Origin of the sequence: uncultured Roseobacter sp., from assembly GCF_947495025.1 — a bacterium.
In the GTDB taxonomy this organism is placed as follows: Bacteria; Pseudomonadota; Alphaproteobacteria; order Rhodobacterales; family Rhodobacteraceae; genus Roseobacter.
In genome coordinates this window covers 1-16,455 of record NZ_CANLXG010000008.1, presented here as the reverse complement: position 1 = coordinate 16,455, position 16,455 = coordinate 1, and the positions used below count along the sequence as shown (strand labels likewise).

Here is a 16,455-nt window from a genome sequence, read left to right as displayed (position 1 = left end):
TTCAAAAAAAGCTGGAGAAACGAATGTCCAACGATATCCCTGTGCGCGATTTTGCAGACGAAATCGCCGGTCATCTGCCAGGCCTGCGCCGCTATGCGCGAGCGCTCACAGGGGGGCAGGAGGCCGGGGACGATCTGGCTGCCGGCACGCTCGAGGCGATTGTCGCGGATCCGGGGTGCATTGACCGTGATGCCCCGGTGCGCGCGGCGCTTTTCGGCGTTTTTCACCGGATATGGCTGGACCGTGGGGCGCAGGCCGGTCAGACCCCCGACAGTGATCTGAGTGCTGCCGCGCAGAACCATCTGTCGCAACTGACCACCAACAGCCGCGAAGCGCTGCTGATGTCGGTTCTGGCGGGGTTTACCGAAGCCGAGATTGCCGGGATCATGCAGGTTCCGGCCGGGGAAGTCGCGGGGCTTCTGGAGGCTGCCTATAAAGAGATGCAGGCCTCGGTCGCAGGCTCTGTTCTGATTATCGAAGACGAGGCGCTCATTGCCATGGATCTGGAGAGCATGGTGACGGGAATGGGCCATGAGGTCACGGGCATTGCCCGTACACACCTGGCTGCTGTGGCGCTGGCGGGGCAGAAAACACCTGATCTGATACTGGCGGATATTCATCTGGCAGATAACTCGTCGGGCATTGATGCGGTGGCGGATATTCTGGGCGATATCGGCGACCGGCCGGTGATTTTCATCACCGCCTACCCTGAAAGGCTGCTGACCGGGAAACGGCATGAACCTGCGTTTATGATTGCCAAGCCCTATACCGAGGAGCAGGTGACGGTTGCTGTGAGCCAGGCGATGTTTTTTGCTTCGACGGCGACGCTGCGCGGCAGCTGATCCGTCAGAAAGGTCTGGCTGGACCGCCGGTTTGTGCGCAGGTCTGGCCGTGAACCCGCGATGTTCTGCTCGGGTGTACTTGCGGGCCTGTCTGCGTTCGGAGGAACACCCGGAATAACGGGTGTTTCCCTCCGGCCACTTCTGCCGGGTAAGCCAGCTGAGCACAGGTATCTGCATCAGAACAACACCATGGTCCGTGTGCGGATCAGCGCGGTTTAACCTTGCAAATCTTCCATATGATGGCATAAATGCAAGGTATGATACCAAGAAATCATCTGTCCCTCATCGAAGACGCCTTGTCCGGACAGGCGGGTGTCGTTCTGCTGGGACCGCGCCAGGTGGGCAAAACCACGCTGGCGCTGGACATCGCAGAGGCGCGGGACGCCGTTTATCTGGATATGGAGCGCAGTGCAGATCGTCAGGTTCTGGCGGAGCCGGACCTGTACCTTGATGAGCAGGCCGGCCGGCTGGTGGTGATCGATGAAGTTCAGCTGATGCCGGGACTGTTTGGTGCACTGCGCGGCCAGATCGACCGCCGGCGCAGGGCAGGGCACCGCACCGGTCAGTTTCTGCTGCTGGGATCGGCGTCAGACAGCCTGCTGCAGCAGAGCGCGGAATCGCTGGCAGGGCGCGTCAGTTATCATGAGCTGACCCCGCTGACCCTTGAGGAAACGGGGCAGGGGGCGTTGCAGCAGCTGTGGCTGCGCGGTGGGTTCCCGGACAGTTTTCTGGCCGCATCGGACCGGGCCAGCCTGACCTGGCGCGAGGATTTCATCCGCACCTATCTGGAGCGGGACATTCCCGCCTTTGGTCTGCGAATCCCATCCGAGACACTTCGGCGGTTCTGGACGATGCTGGCCCATGAGCAGGGCGGTCTGCTGAATGCCGCGCGCCTGGCGGCGGGGCTGGGCGTGTCGGGACAGAGCGTGGCGCGGTACCTGGATCTGCTGGTCGATCTGATGCTGGTCCGCCGTCTGCAACCCTGGCATGCCAATGCAGGCAAACGGCTGGTGAAATCACCAAAGATCTACATCCGCGATGCGGGGCTTACCCATGCGCTGCTGGGTCTGGAAACGCCGGAGGCATTGCTGGGGCATCCGGTGGTCGGCGGGTCCTGGGAGGGGTTCTGTATCGAGAACCTGATTGCCGCCGCGCCGCGCGGTACAGAGGCTGCGTTTTACCGCTCTTCCGCAGGTGCTGAAATTGACCTGATCCTGACGCTGCCGGGCGGCGCGCTCTGGGCGATCGAGGTCAAGCGGACCACAGCGCCCAAAGTCACACGCGGGTTTCATGTTGCTGCAGAAGAGCTGGGCGTTTCGGAGCGGCTGCTCGTATACGCCGGTGACCGGGACGTGCCGGGGCAGGCGGGGCTGCGCGCACTGCCACTCGAGGCTGCAGTGGCGCGGCTACGGGCGACCTGAGGCGTTCGGCAGGGTTTCGGATGCCGGGAGCGCCATCAGTCTGACGGATCGTCAAAACCAAGAGGCGCATCAATTTTTGCGGGCAGATCAGCGGCTACAGGTTCATCAGCCAGCATTTCTATCATCCCGCCGGGCCGGATCAGGAAATGGGCGACAAACAGGGCGTCGCTGTAATACACACAGGCGGATGCACGCCAGTTGCCTGTGGTCTCTTCGCGCCCCCAGAGCCGGACCGGCCGTATCTGGTCAGAAAAGTCTGCCGACCGCACAGCCTCGGGAATAAAGGGGCTGTCCCGCCGGTCTGCCACGAAGAAAGGCCCTTCGTCGCCCCGGACGAAGAAACAGAAAAACGCGAGATAGGACAACGCGTCGGACTTCCGGATTTTCAGCCCGATCCTGGTGTTGAATGAGTGAATGGCAGGCGAGGTTCCGTTCAGCCGGATGAGCTCGTCTGCGTGCAAAAGAAAACAGATACGGACCCGGCCTTCGTTCCAGTCCGGATTGGTAACCTCGACAAGCAACGTATCCCTGTAAAAGGGCAATTCGTAGCCCAGCGTTCTGGTTCTGGCGGCATCTGTGCCGGGAAAGCCCTTGATCCTGCGGACAGCCGCCAGCACCCGGCGACGCACGGACTTCCCGAGGCCGATGCCCTGTGAAGTCTCGAACACCAGAAAGGGGGCAGGGTCTCGGGCCGGTCTGTGTCCGGGGGTATGCCCCCTGAAGAAAGTCTTTTCGAGGGCCGCGAATTCTGCCTGTTCTGACGGGGCCGCCAGGTCTGAGGGGACCCGCCCCCAGTCATCCCGCGGACGGGCGCGGGGCTGTTTCTGTGCAAGCTCTGTGAACCTTTCAGTGTCTCCTGTGGTGGCCATCTCGTGAAACACCGTCATGCCCGCTTCTGCACTGCCACGCTCGAGTCTGACGCCCCGGGCAACAAGGGTGTCGGTCAGGGCCTGCTCGTCGTCGCCCGCGCGTAGTGCGGCGTCCAGCAGCGGTGACAGATCGGCATTCCGGCTTTTGGGAACGACGCCGACCAGTACTTCGCGCAGTGCTGTCGCGTCTTTGCCACTGGCGAGCCCGATCAGTTTGTCCCACCGCTGGCTGAGCAGTCTTCCGGGCGCGAGGCCTTTGCAGAGAATTTCGGTCAGCGTCCTGATCCGTTTCTTTTCGATCAGCAGGTCGATGCCGGTAGTTCCGTCCAGACTGTCGCTGAGCACCTCTGGCGCGGCTTCGATCAGGCGTCTGTATTCGCGCGGGCTGGAAGACAGCAGATCCGAGATGCGCAGCGCAACCGGCATCGAGGGATAGTCCAGCGGCATGTGCTGTCGCAGGATCCTGCGCGCAGCTCTGAAACAGTCCTTTCTGCCTGTCTCATAGGCTGTTTTGCCCATGACAGAGGCCATGACATCAATGCCGTCAGTGGCGACAAGAATCTCGACACAGGCTTTGGCGCGCTGCTCTTCGTCAGCTGTTGGCTCGCTGCCGGAGCCCATGAACAGGAGATGCAGCATGGTATCGCCCCGGGGCGTCCGGTGGACTTTGTCCGTGGGATCACATACCGACAGCAGCATGGAGAGCGCGCCGGGCTGCCGCCCTTTGGCAGCCTCCATCAGGGGTGTTCCTGAACTACGCCCGGGTTTGTCCGTGAGGGCCTGGCGGATGGTTGCCTCACTCAGTTCGGCGCTGTTCAGAATGTTTCTGATAATATCCGTCTGCCCGGAAATTGCCGCACGGTGCAGCGGGTTGAACCTGCCCTCGCTCAGGAACGCCACTTTTGGCAGAAGCAGCTGAAACACGCGTTCGCTGCCGTGATACGCCGCCGTGTCAATCGCATTGAACCCATTGCGGTTTCTTATGCCGAGGTCCACACCCTGCTGATCCAGCAAAGTCATCATGGCATCAGTATTGTCATTCATTGCAGCGATGTGCAGCATGCGCCGTTCGCCCGGCGCGACGACACAGTTAACATCGTCATAGAATGGCAGAAGGTGCCTGAAGTTTTCTGTCGCATGCTCCTGAATGGTCGAGACAATGGGATGGAAACCGTCTTTTTTGGCTTTTCTGGCCCATTCAGGATGTCCGTGTTTTTTTGCCTCGGACAGTAAAAACGGCACCGCCGGACCATCCACAAAAGCTGCGGATTTGATGAGCGTGGTTTCATCGCTGGTTTCCGCAAACAGAAGCTGTGCGTCTGCCCGGATCCATCGTTTCAGTTCCTGCGTCAGGTGGTACTGGGCAGCCAGCGTAATGACCGGTTTCAGGTCGCCAGAGTTTTCGACGGGCTGCAAAGGGTTTCTGGCCTTTTTCAGGTAGGCCAGACAAAAACGACGGAAGTTACGCTGTTCGGCTGACAGTGTTCCGGGGCCGGGTTTGCGCCATTCATTCCGTTTGGCGTTCAGCACCTGTGCGGCTTTCCGGACCATGCCGTCATTGTAAACGGGCGTCTTTCGTCCTGTGGCCGCCCAGTTTCTGGCCGCATTGCGCATTTCCCTTTCGATCTCGAGATACTCGCGGCGCCATGCATACCAGCGCTGCGCGGGCGGCCACCGGTCGATGACCGCCTGGTGGACAAGCCGTACGCGCCCGACCCGACCCGCCTGCACCAGCAGGCCTGCCGCGATGAAGGCGTCAAAGATCTGCTCGAGGTACCTGCCGCCACCATCGCGCGGCGCGCTGAGCAGCCGCATCTGCCCGTCCCCGCTCATGGCGACAAGGGGATCCAGGAAAGCGATCAGCCCCATATATTTTTCGGCATTTTCCGCGATGTCGCCTTCGGGCAGGTTTCCCCGGCGGGCGTCCCGCCATGCGTGATCGGCAAGTCTGGCGATGATACCTTCAAAGGCAACGGCCTGCGCGCCACCGATGTCTTCGAGGGTCAGAGCTGCCGGCTCCTGGGCGGCGCGGGCCATATCTCCGGCCGCCGTGCCGCCGGCCCGTGCCGGTGTGACGCCGGCCCTGTCATCGAATTTTTCGTACAGTTCGGCCAGCCACAGGCAGGCCAGCGGCAGTGGTGACGGGGCATTGGCCTGCTGTGCGCCCGGTCCGGTGAACCTGTTCCAGGCTTTCTTGATTTCCTGCAGAATGTCCGTGTCGAGCGGCAGCCTGCCGAGTTCAAACCCGTGCGCGGCAATGGCTTCGATATCGTCCGGTCCGACCGCGGCGCTCCGTGTCGTATAGCGCAGCCCGATCACTTTCTCGATGTCGAGAGAGTGGAATGTTGCCTCGCGCTTTGCTTCCAGTGTTGCCACGAGTGAGACCTGTGGCAGTCCGGCAATCCGGCTGAGAAACCGCAGCAGAAGCCACCAGCCGCGGGACCGGTCCTCGTCAGAAGAGGCCAGGTTCATTTCGTCGAGCATCTCTTCGAACTGGTCGAGGCCGATCACCAGCTCTGTTCCGGTACGGTCCAGAACCTGCGCAAGATGGTCGGCCATCTTTTTGTCCCGCCCCAGGCGGACGAGGCGGGTCAGGTGACAACCTTCGATCTGTTCACAGATCAGGTTCCAGAACGCGTCCAGCCTGTCCCTGTTGCCGTGGATCTCCAGCTCTGTGGGGCGTGTTGCAATCACTGCCCTGCCGTCCTGCTGCAGTTTTCCCAGGACCCCCCGCTGCAGGACGGATGATTTCCCGCATCCGCTGGGCCCGGTAATCAGGACAAAGGGGCTGTCGGGACCTTTGAGATCATCGATCACCTTTGTGACCAGTCTGTTGCGGCCCGGCAGGTCATTGGGATCATCAACGGCCCAGTGTTCCAGCGACAGTTTGAACGGGTTCTGTGCCGTGGTCAGGTCATACCGGTCGCGCAGCTTGTCGGTCGCCCGTGTAACAACGGACTGCACCATTTCAGCCTCGCAGCTGTAACATTGCGGGTCGCAGATATTTTTGCCGAGATATTTCAGCAGGTTGAAAAGGCCCTGAACCTGTGGGTCATATCGTTCCTGACTGATCTTCTTTTTGTCGTTGGGGGATCCGCCACCCTGTTCGAGGCGCTTCTTTTCCTTTTCTTCGTTAAAGAACAGATCGCCCGGCTCATCTGCATCTCCGACATATCCGCTGGCGGCGTAGCCGATGATCAGATTATCGTCGTCCTCGGGCATGGCGCAGGCGGAAATCAGTTCGAAAACTGTTCCGGTCAGAGGGAAACAACCGTTTCTGAGCAGACGGGCCTGCTTCTCCTTACTCTCGGGCCATGGATGTACGAGGCCCGGGCGATCCTCTGTGGCGCGCCAGCTGTCAAGACGGTGCAGCCATTCGGGCGGCAGATCGTCCTGCAGGGGAACGCCACAGCGTTCGCCAAAAATGCAGATTGTGAAGGGCACCTCGGCAGACATCGTGTCGATGATCTGCTGCTGGATTTTCATTCTATCGGAGAGTTTGAGGCCCTCTTCGGTCTCTTCCTCCCAGAGATAGGGCTGGATATCCCTGTCGCGGCCAACTGTTTTCAGCCAGCGGGTGAGGCGCTCGTTTATCTGCATCCTCGCATCACTCAGATCTCCCGATGACGAGATGAAAATCCGGAAATTATTCTGCGACAACAGCTCTCACCAAAGTTCCCCGGGGAGAAGTAAACTTCAAAGAGCGAAATATGTCACCTGGTTTTCAGGCCGGTTTCCGCACGGATTGTCGTCGGCGGTTGTCCGGGGTGCCTGGTGTGCGTGTCAGAGGCCGGAAGGGGGCTGAATGCCCGTCAGCGCCGTATCTGAGCATCACGCGATGCCGGATCGCAGGGTTGGGTGCCGTGAGTGGCCTGACCGCGCACCCGCTGAGGGCACGCGGTCACAGCCCCGGATCAGGCGGGTTCGCCGATGATACCGTTCAGCGTCGCCGACGGGCGCATGACCGCTGCGGTCATGGCCGGGTCTGTGTGGTAATACCCGCCAAGTTCTGCTGCCGGCCCCTGAACGGCTGCGAGCTCGGTCAGGATCTGCGCCTCGTTTGAGGCAAGCGCGCCGGCGATCGGAGTGAAATACGCGGCGAGGTCTGCATCATCCGACTGTGCGGCCAGCGCCTCGGCCCAGTACCGGGCGAACCAGTAGTGGCTGTCGCGGTTATCCGGCTCGCCGACCTTGCGCGAGGGTGAGCGGTCATGGTCGAGGATGCCCTGTGTCGCCGTCTCGACAGCCTTGCCCAGGATCCGGGCCTTTTCGTTGCCTTTGGCATCGGCCAGGAAAATCAGGCTTTCGCCGAGGGCGCAGAATTCGCCCAGGCTGTCCCAGCGCAGATGGTTTTCCTCGACCAGCTGCTGGACATGTTTCGGCGCAGAGCCGCCGGCGCCGGTTTCAAACAGACCGCCGCCGTTCATCAGCTTGACGATCGAGAGCATCTTGGCAGAGGTTGCCAGTTCCAGGATCGGGAACAGGTCTGTCAGGTAGTCGCGCAGCACGTTGCCTGTGACGGCGATGGTGTTTTCGCCTTTGGTGATCGTTTCCAGCGACGCGCGGGTGGCTTCGCGCGGGGCCATGATCTCGAATTTTCCGGCGACGCCCTGAGCTTCGAGGATCGGCCTGACATAAGCTATCAGCTCGGCGTCATGCGCACGGTTTTCGTCGAGCCAGAAGATGGCGCGGCAGCCTTCGGCCTTCTGGCGCGAGATGGCCAGATTGACCCAGTCTTCGATCGGCGCCTGGCGGGCGGAAGACGAGCGCCAGATATCGCCGGCGTCAACGGTGTGCTGATGCAGGACCGTGCCGTCATCGAGGATCATCTTTACCGTACCGGCCTCGGGGATCTCGAATGTGGTCGGATGCGAGCCGTATTCCTCGGCCTTCTGCGCCATAAGGCCGATGTTCTGAACTGTCCCTGCAGTAGCGGGGTTCAGTTTGCCGTTTTCCTTAAAAAAGCTGATCGCTTCGTCATATACCGGCGCATAGGAGTTGTCGGGGATCACGCAGTTTGCGTCGGCCTCTTTGCCGTCCGGCCCCCAGCCTTTGCCACCGGCGCGGATAAGCGCGGGCATCGAGGCGTCGATGATCACGTCGGACGAGACGTGCAGGTTGGTCACGCCTTTGTCGGAATCGACCATATACATCGGCGGGCGGTCTGCCATGCAGGCGTCAATATCGGCCATGATTTCTGGGTTGTCCCCGACCCGCGCCAGCAGGTCGCCCAGGCCGGAATTCGGGTTTACACCGAGGGCCGCCATGGCGTCGCCGTGCTTGTCGAAAACCGGTGCAAGGAAGGCTTTGACCGCGTGTCCGAAGAGGATGGGGTCGGACACCTTCATCATGGTTGCCTTGAGGTGCAGCGAGAACAGAATGCCCTGTTCCCTGGTCTTTGCAATTTCAGAAGCCAGAAAGTCCTTGAGGGCCGCGGCGCTCATGAACGTCGCGTCGACGACAGTCCCCGCGGGATATTCAAGTCCGTCCTTGAGAACGGTCTCTCCCGCGGCGGTTTCGAGAACAATTTTCGCGCCTGTTGCCCTGTCGAGGGTCGCGGAGGTTTCATTGGAGAAGAAGTCATTGCCGGACATTGAAGACACATGCGTTTTGCTGTCGGCGGACCAGTCACCCATGCGATGCGGATTCGCCTGGGCAAAGCTTTTTACGGCTTTGGCCGCGCGGCGGTCTGAGTTGCCTTCGCGCAGGACCGGGTTCACCGCTGATCCCTTGATGGTGTCGTATTTTGCGCGGATGGCTTTTTCGTCGTCAGTCTGCGGTGCTTCGGGGTAGTCAGGCAGGGCAAAGCCCTGTGACTGGAGCTCTCTGATCGCGCCGACCAGCTGCGGTACAGAGGCCGAGATATTGGGCAGCTTGATCACATTTGCCCCGGCCGTTTTGACCAGCCGCCCGAGTTCGGCCAGATCGTCAGACTGGCGTTGCTCTTCGCTCAGGTGTTCCGGAAACGTCGCCAGAATGCGCCCGGCCAGGCTGATGTCTTTTGTTCCGACGCTGACGCCCGCGGCGCCGGCATATTTCTGGATGATCGGCAGAAGTGACGCAGAAGCCAGCTCCGGTGCCTCGTCGACTTTGGTGTAAATAATATCGGACATGAGGTGCTCCTAATGACTAGAGTTGGGGCCCTGATAACGAAAGCCAGCGGGAAGGTCGACGGTATACGATGGTATGCGACAAATTGGACGTACTGAATCGGACGGGACAGGATTTCTTCAGCACATCGTGACCAGACTTTTGTATGCCCTGCAAGGTTTCCGCGTCCTGGCCGGCACAAAAGGGCTGACAGGTCAAAGAAGGGCGCGGGTTTCCGGAGAAGAAAGCCGACGGATCAGGTGCCTGACTGGTCTTTGATGATGTGTTGGCCCTGTCGTGGGTGCGCCGGCGATCAGATGCCCCGTTACGCCTGTGCAGAAATCACCGACCCGCCGGCATCATGCCGAGGATTATCCCGCGCGCAGGAAGAGCAACATGGTTTTTCGGAAACTGACCATCGTCTGCTCATCGTCTTCCAGTTTCCTTTTGAGAACAGAGCCTTCCAGCGCCGTCACAATGAATGCAGCCAGCGCTTTGGGCGTTTCATCATTGCGGATACTTCCGTCGTTCTGGCCCTCTGCGATACAGGCTTCAAAATCTGCAATCCAGCTCGCATAAACCTCGCGCAGCGCGACGCGGAACTGCGGTTCATTCGCCATCTCGCTTGTGAAGTTCCCGACGAGGCAGCCGGACCGGGTCACATTAAAGGACGCAAGATGGTCATCAATGCGGTCCAGAGGGCTTTTGTCTGAGGCCCTGAGCGCCGCGCGCATGTCTTCGGACTGTCGCCAGTATGCATTCAGGACTTCGAGCCCCAGTTCGTCCTTGCTTTTGAAGTGATTGTAAAACGAGCCTTTGGGGACGCCCGCGTGGTCCACAACCGTCTGCACACCACTGGCGTGGTAACCGAATTCGTGAAAGACCGCTAAACCGGCATCAATGATTTTGTCTTTGTGGCTTGGTCTTGGCATTGGTCTTTACCCTGTGATGGACAGGCGCGGGACAGAACTCCCCCGCACCTGTCTTTCAAGTACACCGTCCTGTCAGGACGTGACGAGTACAATTTTTCCTTGGCGACCACCGGCTTCGATCAGACGGTGTGCGTCGCCGGCCTGTTCCAGCGGCAATGTGCGTTCGACCACAGGTTTGAGCAACCCGCGCGCCGTCAGTGACCCAAGCCGGGCCAGGCGGTCCGCGTCAGGTGTCAGAAACACCAGATGGATTTCAGCATTAACGCCCCAACCCTCGTACAGACTTTGCGGATCCGGTTGGTCGACGATGCTGACGATACGCCCGCCGGACGCCAGCAGACTGAGCGATTTCTGGATGGTGTCCCCGCCGACAAGGTCGAGGATGACATCATAGCCACCACCTGAACAGGCCGCGAGCTGGTCCCAGGCATCGACATCGCGGTAGTCAACTGTTGTGTCAGCGCCGAGGCTCCGGACAAGCTCGTGCGCATCATTGCGACCGGTCGCCACGACCTGGGCGCCGGCAAGACGTCCGATCTGCACCGCAAACAACCCGACTCCGCCGGAGGCACCATGGATCAGTACGCGATCCCCTGCTTTCAGACGGCCGCGCTCGATCAGACAGACCCAGGCCGTGCCGGCGGCGATTGGAAGGGCTGCAGCATCGACAAAGGAAAGGTCTGCGGGCTTTTTTGCGATCAGCCGGGCCTGTTCGACATGATAGTCGGCATAACCCCCTTCGTTGGACAGGACACGTGTGCTGTAGAACACGTCGTCACCAACCGCGAGAGTGTCAACGCCTTCTCCGACAGCGGCGACGGTGCCGGACACATCGACGCCCATTTTGTGGGGCGTTGGCATAAAGGCGGCGTAGTCACCGCGGCGAACCTGGGCGTCGAATGGATTTACGGCGGCTGCCTTTACTCTGACGAGGACCTCGCCGATCCCGGGTGTGGGCTTTGGCACGTCTCTGACTTTGAGGACCTCAGCGCCCCCGTTCTTTTCTGCGATAATCGCACGCATGATTTTTTTTCCGTGGTTTGGGGGAGGGGGGTGTTTCGGGCGCCGACCATGCCGCCGCCCGTTTCAGGTGTTGGGACACAGATCAGGTCGCGTAACGCCACTCTTCCGGAACCCACCGGTAAGACCCGTCTGCACGGCGATCGACGTATCCGAAGGAGGGGAACGGCAGATGGGTGGCGGTGACCAGCGTCCGGTCACGGGCCGCAACATCGAAGATGGTACGACGGGACTTTTTACCCTCTTCTGCGTTGGTATCCCAGATTGCAGAGGCGTCAGGGTTCGCAAACTGCACAGCGGCACTGATGACCGCGTCACCCAGAATCAACAGCGTTTCACCGGCACTTTCGATGCGCAGACCGGTATGCCCCGGAGTATGGCCGGGCAGTGGGAAGGAGGAAATGCCGTCACCGAAATCTGTCTCGCCCCGGAAGGTCCTGATCCGGCCATCGTAGACGTTTTTCCAGTCGCGCGCGATGTCGAACCATGGCTTTGCGATGTCGATGGCCTGGGCTTGCCCCGCCTCGCTGATCCAGAAATTAAGGTCGGCTTCATCCACGAGAATCTCAGCATTCGGAACGGTTATCCTGCCATCTGCCGTATAAAGGCCAGCCACATGGTCGGGGTGAACGTGTGTGATGAGGACCTCGTCGATGTCTTCCGGGCTCACACCGATTGCTGCGAGGTTACCGGGAAGCAGGCCCGCGTTCGGGCCGAACAAATCGCGTGCGCCGCTGTCAACAAGGATCAGTTTTTCGCCGGTATTGATCAGGTATGCATTCACACCATTGCGCAATGATCCGGTGGGCACAAAGGCGTCATCGAGGTAGCCGTCGATCTGCTCGGGGCTGAGGCCCGCCCAGATCTGGTGCGGAAGATCGAGATAGCCGTCGCCGAGCACAGTAATTTCGTAGTTGCCCAGCTTGCGGCGATACACGTTCGGGAGTTGTGCGCCCACGATCGGAGTGTCGGCCTTTGCCGGCAAAACCAGAGAGGTTGTTGCTGCGCCACCAACTGCAACAGTGGCTGCGCTGGACAGAAATGAACGGCGGTTGAGAAGTTTTTCAGGTGTGTCAGACATGGGAGTTCCTATTGATTACGTGACAGTTCATATGAGCACGAAATCTAAATATGACCGGTCGTCTTATTACTCAAGAGGAAACAGAGATTTGCCCGTAACGGTTTCGTGAGTGGTTTATTTTAACTGTTTTTCAGATGCTTATGGGCGGTTGGTTCCGGGATGCATCACGATCGCGACGCCGGTCGTGGGTTTCCTGTCGGCTCTGTGATGGTTTTGGGGCGGGTTCACAGATTCTGCATGCGCCACGCATGCAGGACTGCATTTGCCATGGCGATGTCCTGTGCTGCGATGCCTGTCAGGTCAGCGACTGTGATCTGTCGCTCATCAGTTCGCCCCAACCCTGAGCCTTGCAGCAGCGTGCCTATCTCAGTCAGATCACCCGGTCTGATCAGACCGCTTTGAGCGGCATGTGATACCTCGCCGTGGTCCAGACACTGCGACGCAAGATCGACGGCCAGAACATCGGCCCGTGCGATCAGCGCCACATCCAGTTCCTGTTTGCCGGGCGCATCGGCGCCGACGGCCGTTATGTGCGTTCCTGGCTGTACCCAGTCCGATACGAGTAAGGGCGTTGTTGATCCTGTGGCGGTGACGATGATGTCGGCCTGCCGGGCAGCGATCTGAAGGTCTGGCGCGGACGTCACATCAAAATTGTCCGACATTTCGACAACCAGTTGTGCGGCTTTGCCCGAGTCACGCCCCCAGACTGCAAAACTCAGCTGTGGCATCAGCACCGCGTGCGCCTCGATCTGGCGACGCGCCTGAGGCCCAGTCCCAACCACCAGGACCCGTTTACTGTCAGTCCGGGCCAGCGTCCTGCTGGCGACGGCGCCACCCAGACCTGTCCGGATGTCGGTCAGTACCATCTCGTCGTGAAGGATTGCCTGAACGGTGCCGGTTTCTGCGGACATCACGAGCACGATGCCATTACCGCCCGGCAAACCGCGCTGATCATTTTGGGGAAAGCCGGTCGCGACCTTGATCACAAAAGTCCGGTCTCCCTTCACATGGCCATACTTGATGTGGCAGTCCGCATCACGGTCCGGAAAGGTAATGTGCCCCACCGGCGGCAGGTTGACGTCGCCTGAACTTGCCGCACGATACGCGGCCTCAATTGCATCCGCGGCAGCCGGCAGATCGATAAGTGCTTCGATTTCGGAGCGCGTCAGGCTAATCATGTCAGAACTCCATACACAGGTCCGCGAACCTATGCCTACTTTACCGGATTTTCGACTGGAAACGCATTTCTCAAAGTGGGAATTCAAAGCGCGTTACCACATGACCGCCTCGGATGCTGAAGCCATGTCCATGCGCGATCTGCTGGCGATGGCAACACCCGAAGAACGCGACGCCTTTGAGGGTATGTGGCTGGGCTATACCGAAACATTCGGCGCACCCGATCTGCGCGGGAAGATTGCCGCGACCTACGAAAAGCAGACTGCATCGGATGTATTGTGCTTTGCCGGCGCGAGTGAAGGCATCTTTGCAGCCAACAATGTGATCCTTGAAAAAGACAGTCACGCAATCGTCGTCACGCCGAATTACCAGTCCCACGAAACACTGCCCGTATCAATTTGTGAGGCGACAGGCATACCGCTTGATCCGGAAGATAACTGGTCTCTGGACATCGATCGTGTCGCGGCAGCCATTCGGCCGAATACCAGACTTGTCACGATAAATTTCCCTCACAATCCGACGGGGGCGATTTTACCTCCGGATCGGTACATGGCCCTGATCGAACTCTGCCGGAAGCACGGCATCTACATCCTGCACGATGAGATATTCAATGGGCTGGGCGAAACCGGAACGCAGCATCTGCCGTTTGTCGCAGACGTATATGAACGCGGTCTGTCGCTGAATGTGATGTCAAAGTCCTTTGGTCTTCCGGGGCTGCGCATCGGCTGGATCGCCTGTCAGGATTCCGGGATCGTCTCAAAGATGGAGCGTCTGAAGCACTATCTGTCCATCTGCAATTCCGGCCCGAGTGAACGGCTGACGATGATTGCGCTCAGCAACAGGGACCGGATCCTTGCCCGAAACTGTGCCATTGTGGATGAGAATCTGTCGAAATGGGATGCCTTCTTTGCCCGCTATCCGGACCTGTTCGACTGGCGCCGCCCCGATGGATCCTGCATGGCGTTTCCGCGCTACAAAGGTCCGGACGGGGTCGAGGCTTTCTGCGCCGCGCTGGTCGAGCAAAGCGGAGTCCTGTTTCTTCCCAGCACGATTTACACATCAGATCTGGGACCAACCCCGACGGACCGCCTGCGGCTGGGATTCGGGCGCACGAACCTTGATGAAGGTCTGGCGGCACTGGAAGCGCATTTATCCCGGAATGTGAACTGAAGCCTTCATTTCTGTCTGATTATGGGTGGGGTGCAGGCCTGGTCCAGCCTTTCTCAGGGGGGGTCCGGACGTCTTTTCTGATGCCGTCATCGCACACCGGTACGTCAGCCATCAGGGTTTCGAAACGCATCAGCGTCACAAATGACCATTGTGATCGTGATTGCCGCAATACCTGTGCGGCCAGTGAATTCTGTGGCGCGGATGATATTTTGTTATGACGCCCGGAGGCCGAAAACACCTGTATTAAGTGTTAAGTGCGCGATCAGGCGAGCGGATCGTTATTTCGCTTACCTCCAGAGCAACGGGAATGCGCCTGAGACCGGAAGGCGGAACCGCTGCTGTCTACATTGGAGCAGCAACGGTCGGTCCGATGGTCATTACAGGGTTTTGCCCGTGTTTTCTCTGTCCCGGATCAGGTCAGCGGTCGATCCGGGGTCTGATCGCTTTGATCCGGTTTCTGTGCGATCAGGCCCTGCTTGCAGACACTGTTACGTGGTGCAGTTCTGCCGGCGCAAAGGTACGCCTCAGGAGGTCAGGTTTTGAGCGTTCTCGTTTCTGGCGTGCGAGTCGTAAACTTTGCCGCTGATCTTCCAGACGCCGTCTTTTTTGTAGAGAACAAAGAAGTCGGTATAGCGCATGCCACCCCAGTTCAGGAATTCGACACGGGCGGCCGCCGCGGGGCCGGAGACATTGATCCATGCAATGTGACTTTGTACGTCGGGGGCCGGGCCGCCTTCGGAGACGGCGCCACCAAATGTATCGGCGTCCATATCGTAAAAGGTGCCGTCGACCGACCCGACGACGTGGGCATGGTCCAGAAAGGCAGTGCGCACCAGAGCGCCATCGCCGGTCAGTGCCGCATCGATGTAGGGTTTCAGCGCGGCTTCAACCGCTTTGTATTCCGCAAAACTGTGGGCTTCGTCGGCTTCGTTGATCTGTGTCAGGCTTGTCATGAGAATCTCCGGGGGCAGGGGTTAGGTTCGTCAGGATGCTTATATCAACCTACATGTATGTAGGTACAAGCCGAAAACGAAAGTCAGCCGTTCACAAAACCGTCAAGCGCCTGGCCGACGACCGTGACGTCACCCTGAAGCCGTGCGAGCAGAAGCGACCCTTCAAGAGCGCTCAGAAACTGCAATGCCGCACGCGGAGGATCCGAATAGCCCATTTCAGAGAGCTGTTTGGACAGCCAGTCCTGAAATTTCCGGAAATAGAGTGCAAGTTCGCGCCGGACCTCCTCACTGACCGACTGCAATTCCGCAGCCATCATCCCGCACAAACAGATTTTCCCATCCCGCAGATCCGCCTCAAAATACCTTACGACACTGAGCAGCCGCTCACGTGGATCGTCGATGTCGTGATCGAGCCGCGCAAACGATTCTGCCGTCGTTTCGCGGTGCCGATCAACCATGGCAAGGGCAAGATCTGACTTGGCCTTGAAGTGGTAATGGATGCTTGAATTCTTGATACCGATTTCGGCTGCGAGATCGAGATAGCTGAACCCGTTGAAACCTCTCGACTGGGTCAGCTGGTTTGCAAGGTCAAGAATGCGGGTGCGGGTATCAGACATCCGTCACGTCCTCCGTCAGTTCGCTTACAGGGCTACGCCCTTACTGTGTTACCTACATGTATGTATATATCTTTTGTCAAGCGGGTCTGTCTAACTGGCGGGCGCATCGTCAGATCACAGACTGTGCGAACAGTGGACCGAACCGTAACCGGCCTGTGGTCCGGGTCAGCACTGGTCAGGCTGAACACCTGCGCGGGATGGGACGGGATAACGCGGCCGGGACAGGCTCTGACCGGCTTTGCAGCGGCACAACCTGAACCAATAATAGGGATTATGTAAATAAA

Annotated in this window: 11 protein-coding genes; 3 read left to right on the top strand and 8 right to left on the bottom strand. The window is 59.4% G+C overall.

The window, feature by feature from the left end:
• Positions 1-23 precede the first annotated feature (23 nt).
• Positions 24-842 carry a response regulator gene (locus Q0792_RS19830; protein WP_298845210.1) on the top strand — a complete coding sequence of 273 codons (819 nt, stop codon included), beginning with the start codon at positions 24-26 and terminating at the stop codon, positions 840-842.
• A 257-nt stretch (positions 843-1,099) separates the two neighbouring features.
• Complete coding sequence (locus Q0792_RS19825) at positions 1,100-2,263, top strand: ATP-binding protein (RefSeq protein WP_298845207.1); 1,164 nt, start codon at positions 1,100-1,102, stop codon at positions 2,261-2,263.
• A 35-nt stretch (positions 2,264-2,298) separates the two neighbouring features.
• Here the strand turns inward: Q0792_RS19825 and Q0792_RS19820 are convergent, their stop codons facing one another.
• The 6 genes from Q0792_RS19820 to Q0792_RS19795 all read right to left on the bottom strand — a co-directional run bounded on the left by Q0792_RS19820 (position 2,299) and on the right by Q0792_RS19795 (position 13,433).
• A complete protein-coding gene (locus Q0792_RS19820; protein WP_298845205.1) occupies positions 2,299-6,792 on the bottom strand; it encodes an ankyrin repeat domain-containing protein in 4,494 nt (1,497 codons plus the stop codon).
• 254 nt (positions 6,793-7,046) lie between these two features.
• Positions 7,047-9,245: an NADP-dependent isocitrate dehydrogenase gene (locus Q0792_RS19815; RefSeq protein WP_298845202.1), complete on the bottom strand. Its 2,199-nt coding sequence runs from the start codon at positions 9,243-9,245 to the stop codon at positions 7,047-7,049.
• A 348-nt stretch (positions 9,246-9,593) separates the two neighbouring features.
• Positions 9,594-10,154, bottom strand: coding sequence for a TetR/AcrR family transcriptional regulator (locus Q0792_RS19810; protein WP_298845200.1), 561 nt, complete (start codon positions 10,152-10,154; stop codon positions 9,594-9,596).
• Positions 10,155-10,226: 72 nt separating this feature from the next.
• Complete coding sequence (locus tag Q0792_RS19805) at positions 10,227-11,177, bottom strand: NADP-dependent oxidoreductase (protein WP_298845197.1); 951 nt, start codon at positions 11,175-11,177, stop codon at positions 10,227-10,229.
• Positions 11,178-11,259: 82 nt separating this feature from the next.
• Entirely contained in the window at positions 11,260-12,255 is a 996-nt protein-coding gene (locus Q0792_RS19800; RefSeq protein ID WP_298845194.1) for an MBL fold metallo-hydrolase, read from the bottom strand.
• Between the two features lie 224 nt (positions 12,256-12,479).
• The gene (locus Q0792_RS19795) at positions 12,480-13,433 is read right to left on the bottom strand and encodes an ornithine cyclodeaminase family protein (protein ID WP_298845191.1); all 954 of its coding nucleotides are present in this window, start codon (positions 13,431-13,433) and stop codon (positions 12,480-12,482) included.
• A gap of 31 nt (positions 13,434-13,464) precedes the next feature.
• On the opposite strand from Q0792_RS19795, the gene Q0792_RS19790 reads away from it, so the two are divergent.
• Positions 13,465-14,601 carry a pyridoxal phosphate-dependent aminotransferase gene (locus Q0792_RS19790; RefSeq protein ID WP_298845188.1) on the top strand — a complete coding sequence of 379 codons (1,137 nt, stop codon included), beginning with the start codon at positions 13,465-13,467 and terminating at the stop codon, positions 14,599-14,601.
• A 524-nt stretch (positions 14,602-15,125) separates the two neighbouring features.
• Here the strand turns inward: Q0792_RS19790 and Q0792_RS19785 are convergent.
• Complete coding sequence (locus tag Q0792_RS19785; protein ID WP_298845186.1) at positions 15,126-15,554, bottom strand: nuclear transport factor 2 family protein; 429 nt, start codon at positions 15,552-15,554, stop codon at positions 15,126-15,128.
• An 83-nt stretch (positions 15,555-15,637) separates the two neighbouring features.
• Positions 15,638-16,171: a TetR/AcrR family transcriptional regulator gene (locus tag Q0792_RS19780; protein WP_298845183.1), complete on the bottom strand. Its 534-nt coding sequence runs from the start codon at positions 16,169-16,171 to the stop codon at positions 15,638-15,640.
• Between the last annotated feature and the right edge of the window lie 284 nt (positions 16,172-16,455).

What these genes read in the sequence shown, in the direction of transcription:
- Q0792_RS19800 (WP_298845194.1), bottom strand. Translation starts at nt 12,255, where the DNA reads ATGTCTGACACACCTGAAAAACTTCTCAACCGCCGTTCATTTCTGTCC.
- Q0792_RS19790 (WP_298845188.1), top strand. Translation starts at nt 13,465, where the DNA reads ATGCCTACTTTACCGGATTTTCGACTGGAAACGCATTTCTCAAAGTGG.
- Q0792_RS19785 (WP_298845186.1), bottom strand. Translation starts at nt 15,554, where the DNA reads ATGACAAGCCTGACACAGATCAACGAAGCCGACGAAGCCCACAGTTTT.
- Q0792_RS19805 (WP_298845197.1), bottom strand. Translation starts at nt 11,177, where the DNA reads ATGCGTGCGATTATCGCAGAAAAGAACGGGGGCGCTGAGGTCCTCAAA.
- Q0792_RS19795 (WP_298845191.1), bottom strand. Translation starts at nt 13,433, where the DNA reads ATGATTAGCCTGACGCGCTCCGAAATCGAAGCACTTATCGATCTGCCG.
- Q0792_RS19780 (WP_298845183.1), bottom strand. Translation starts at nt 16,171, where the DNA reads ATGTCTGATACCCGCACCCGCATTCTTGACCTTGCAAACCAGCTGACC.
- Q0792_RS19830 (WP_298845210.1), top strand. Translation starts at nt 24, where the DNA reads ATGTCCAACGATATCCCTGTGCGCGATTTTGCAGACGAAATCGCCGGT.
- Q0792_RS19815 (WP_298845202.1), bottom strand. Translation starts at nt 9,245, where the DNA reads ATGTCCGATATTATTTACACCAAAGTCGACGAGGCACCGGAGCTGGCT.
- Q0792_RS19825 (WP_298845207.1), top strand. Translation starts at nt 1,100, where the DNA reads ATGATACCAAGAAATCATCTGTCCCTCATCGAAGACGCCTTGTCCGGA.
- Q0792_RS19810 (WP_298845200.1), bottom strand. Translation starts at nt 10,154, where the DNA reads ATGCCAAGACCAAGCCACAAAGACAAAATCATTGATGCCGGTTTAGCG.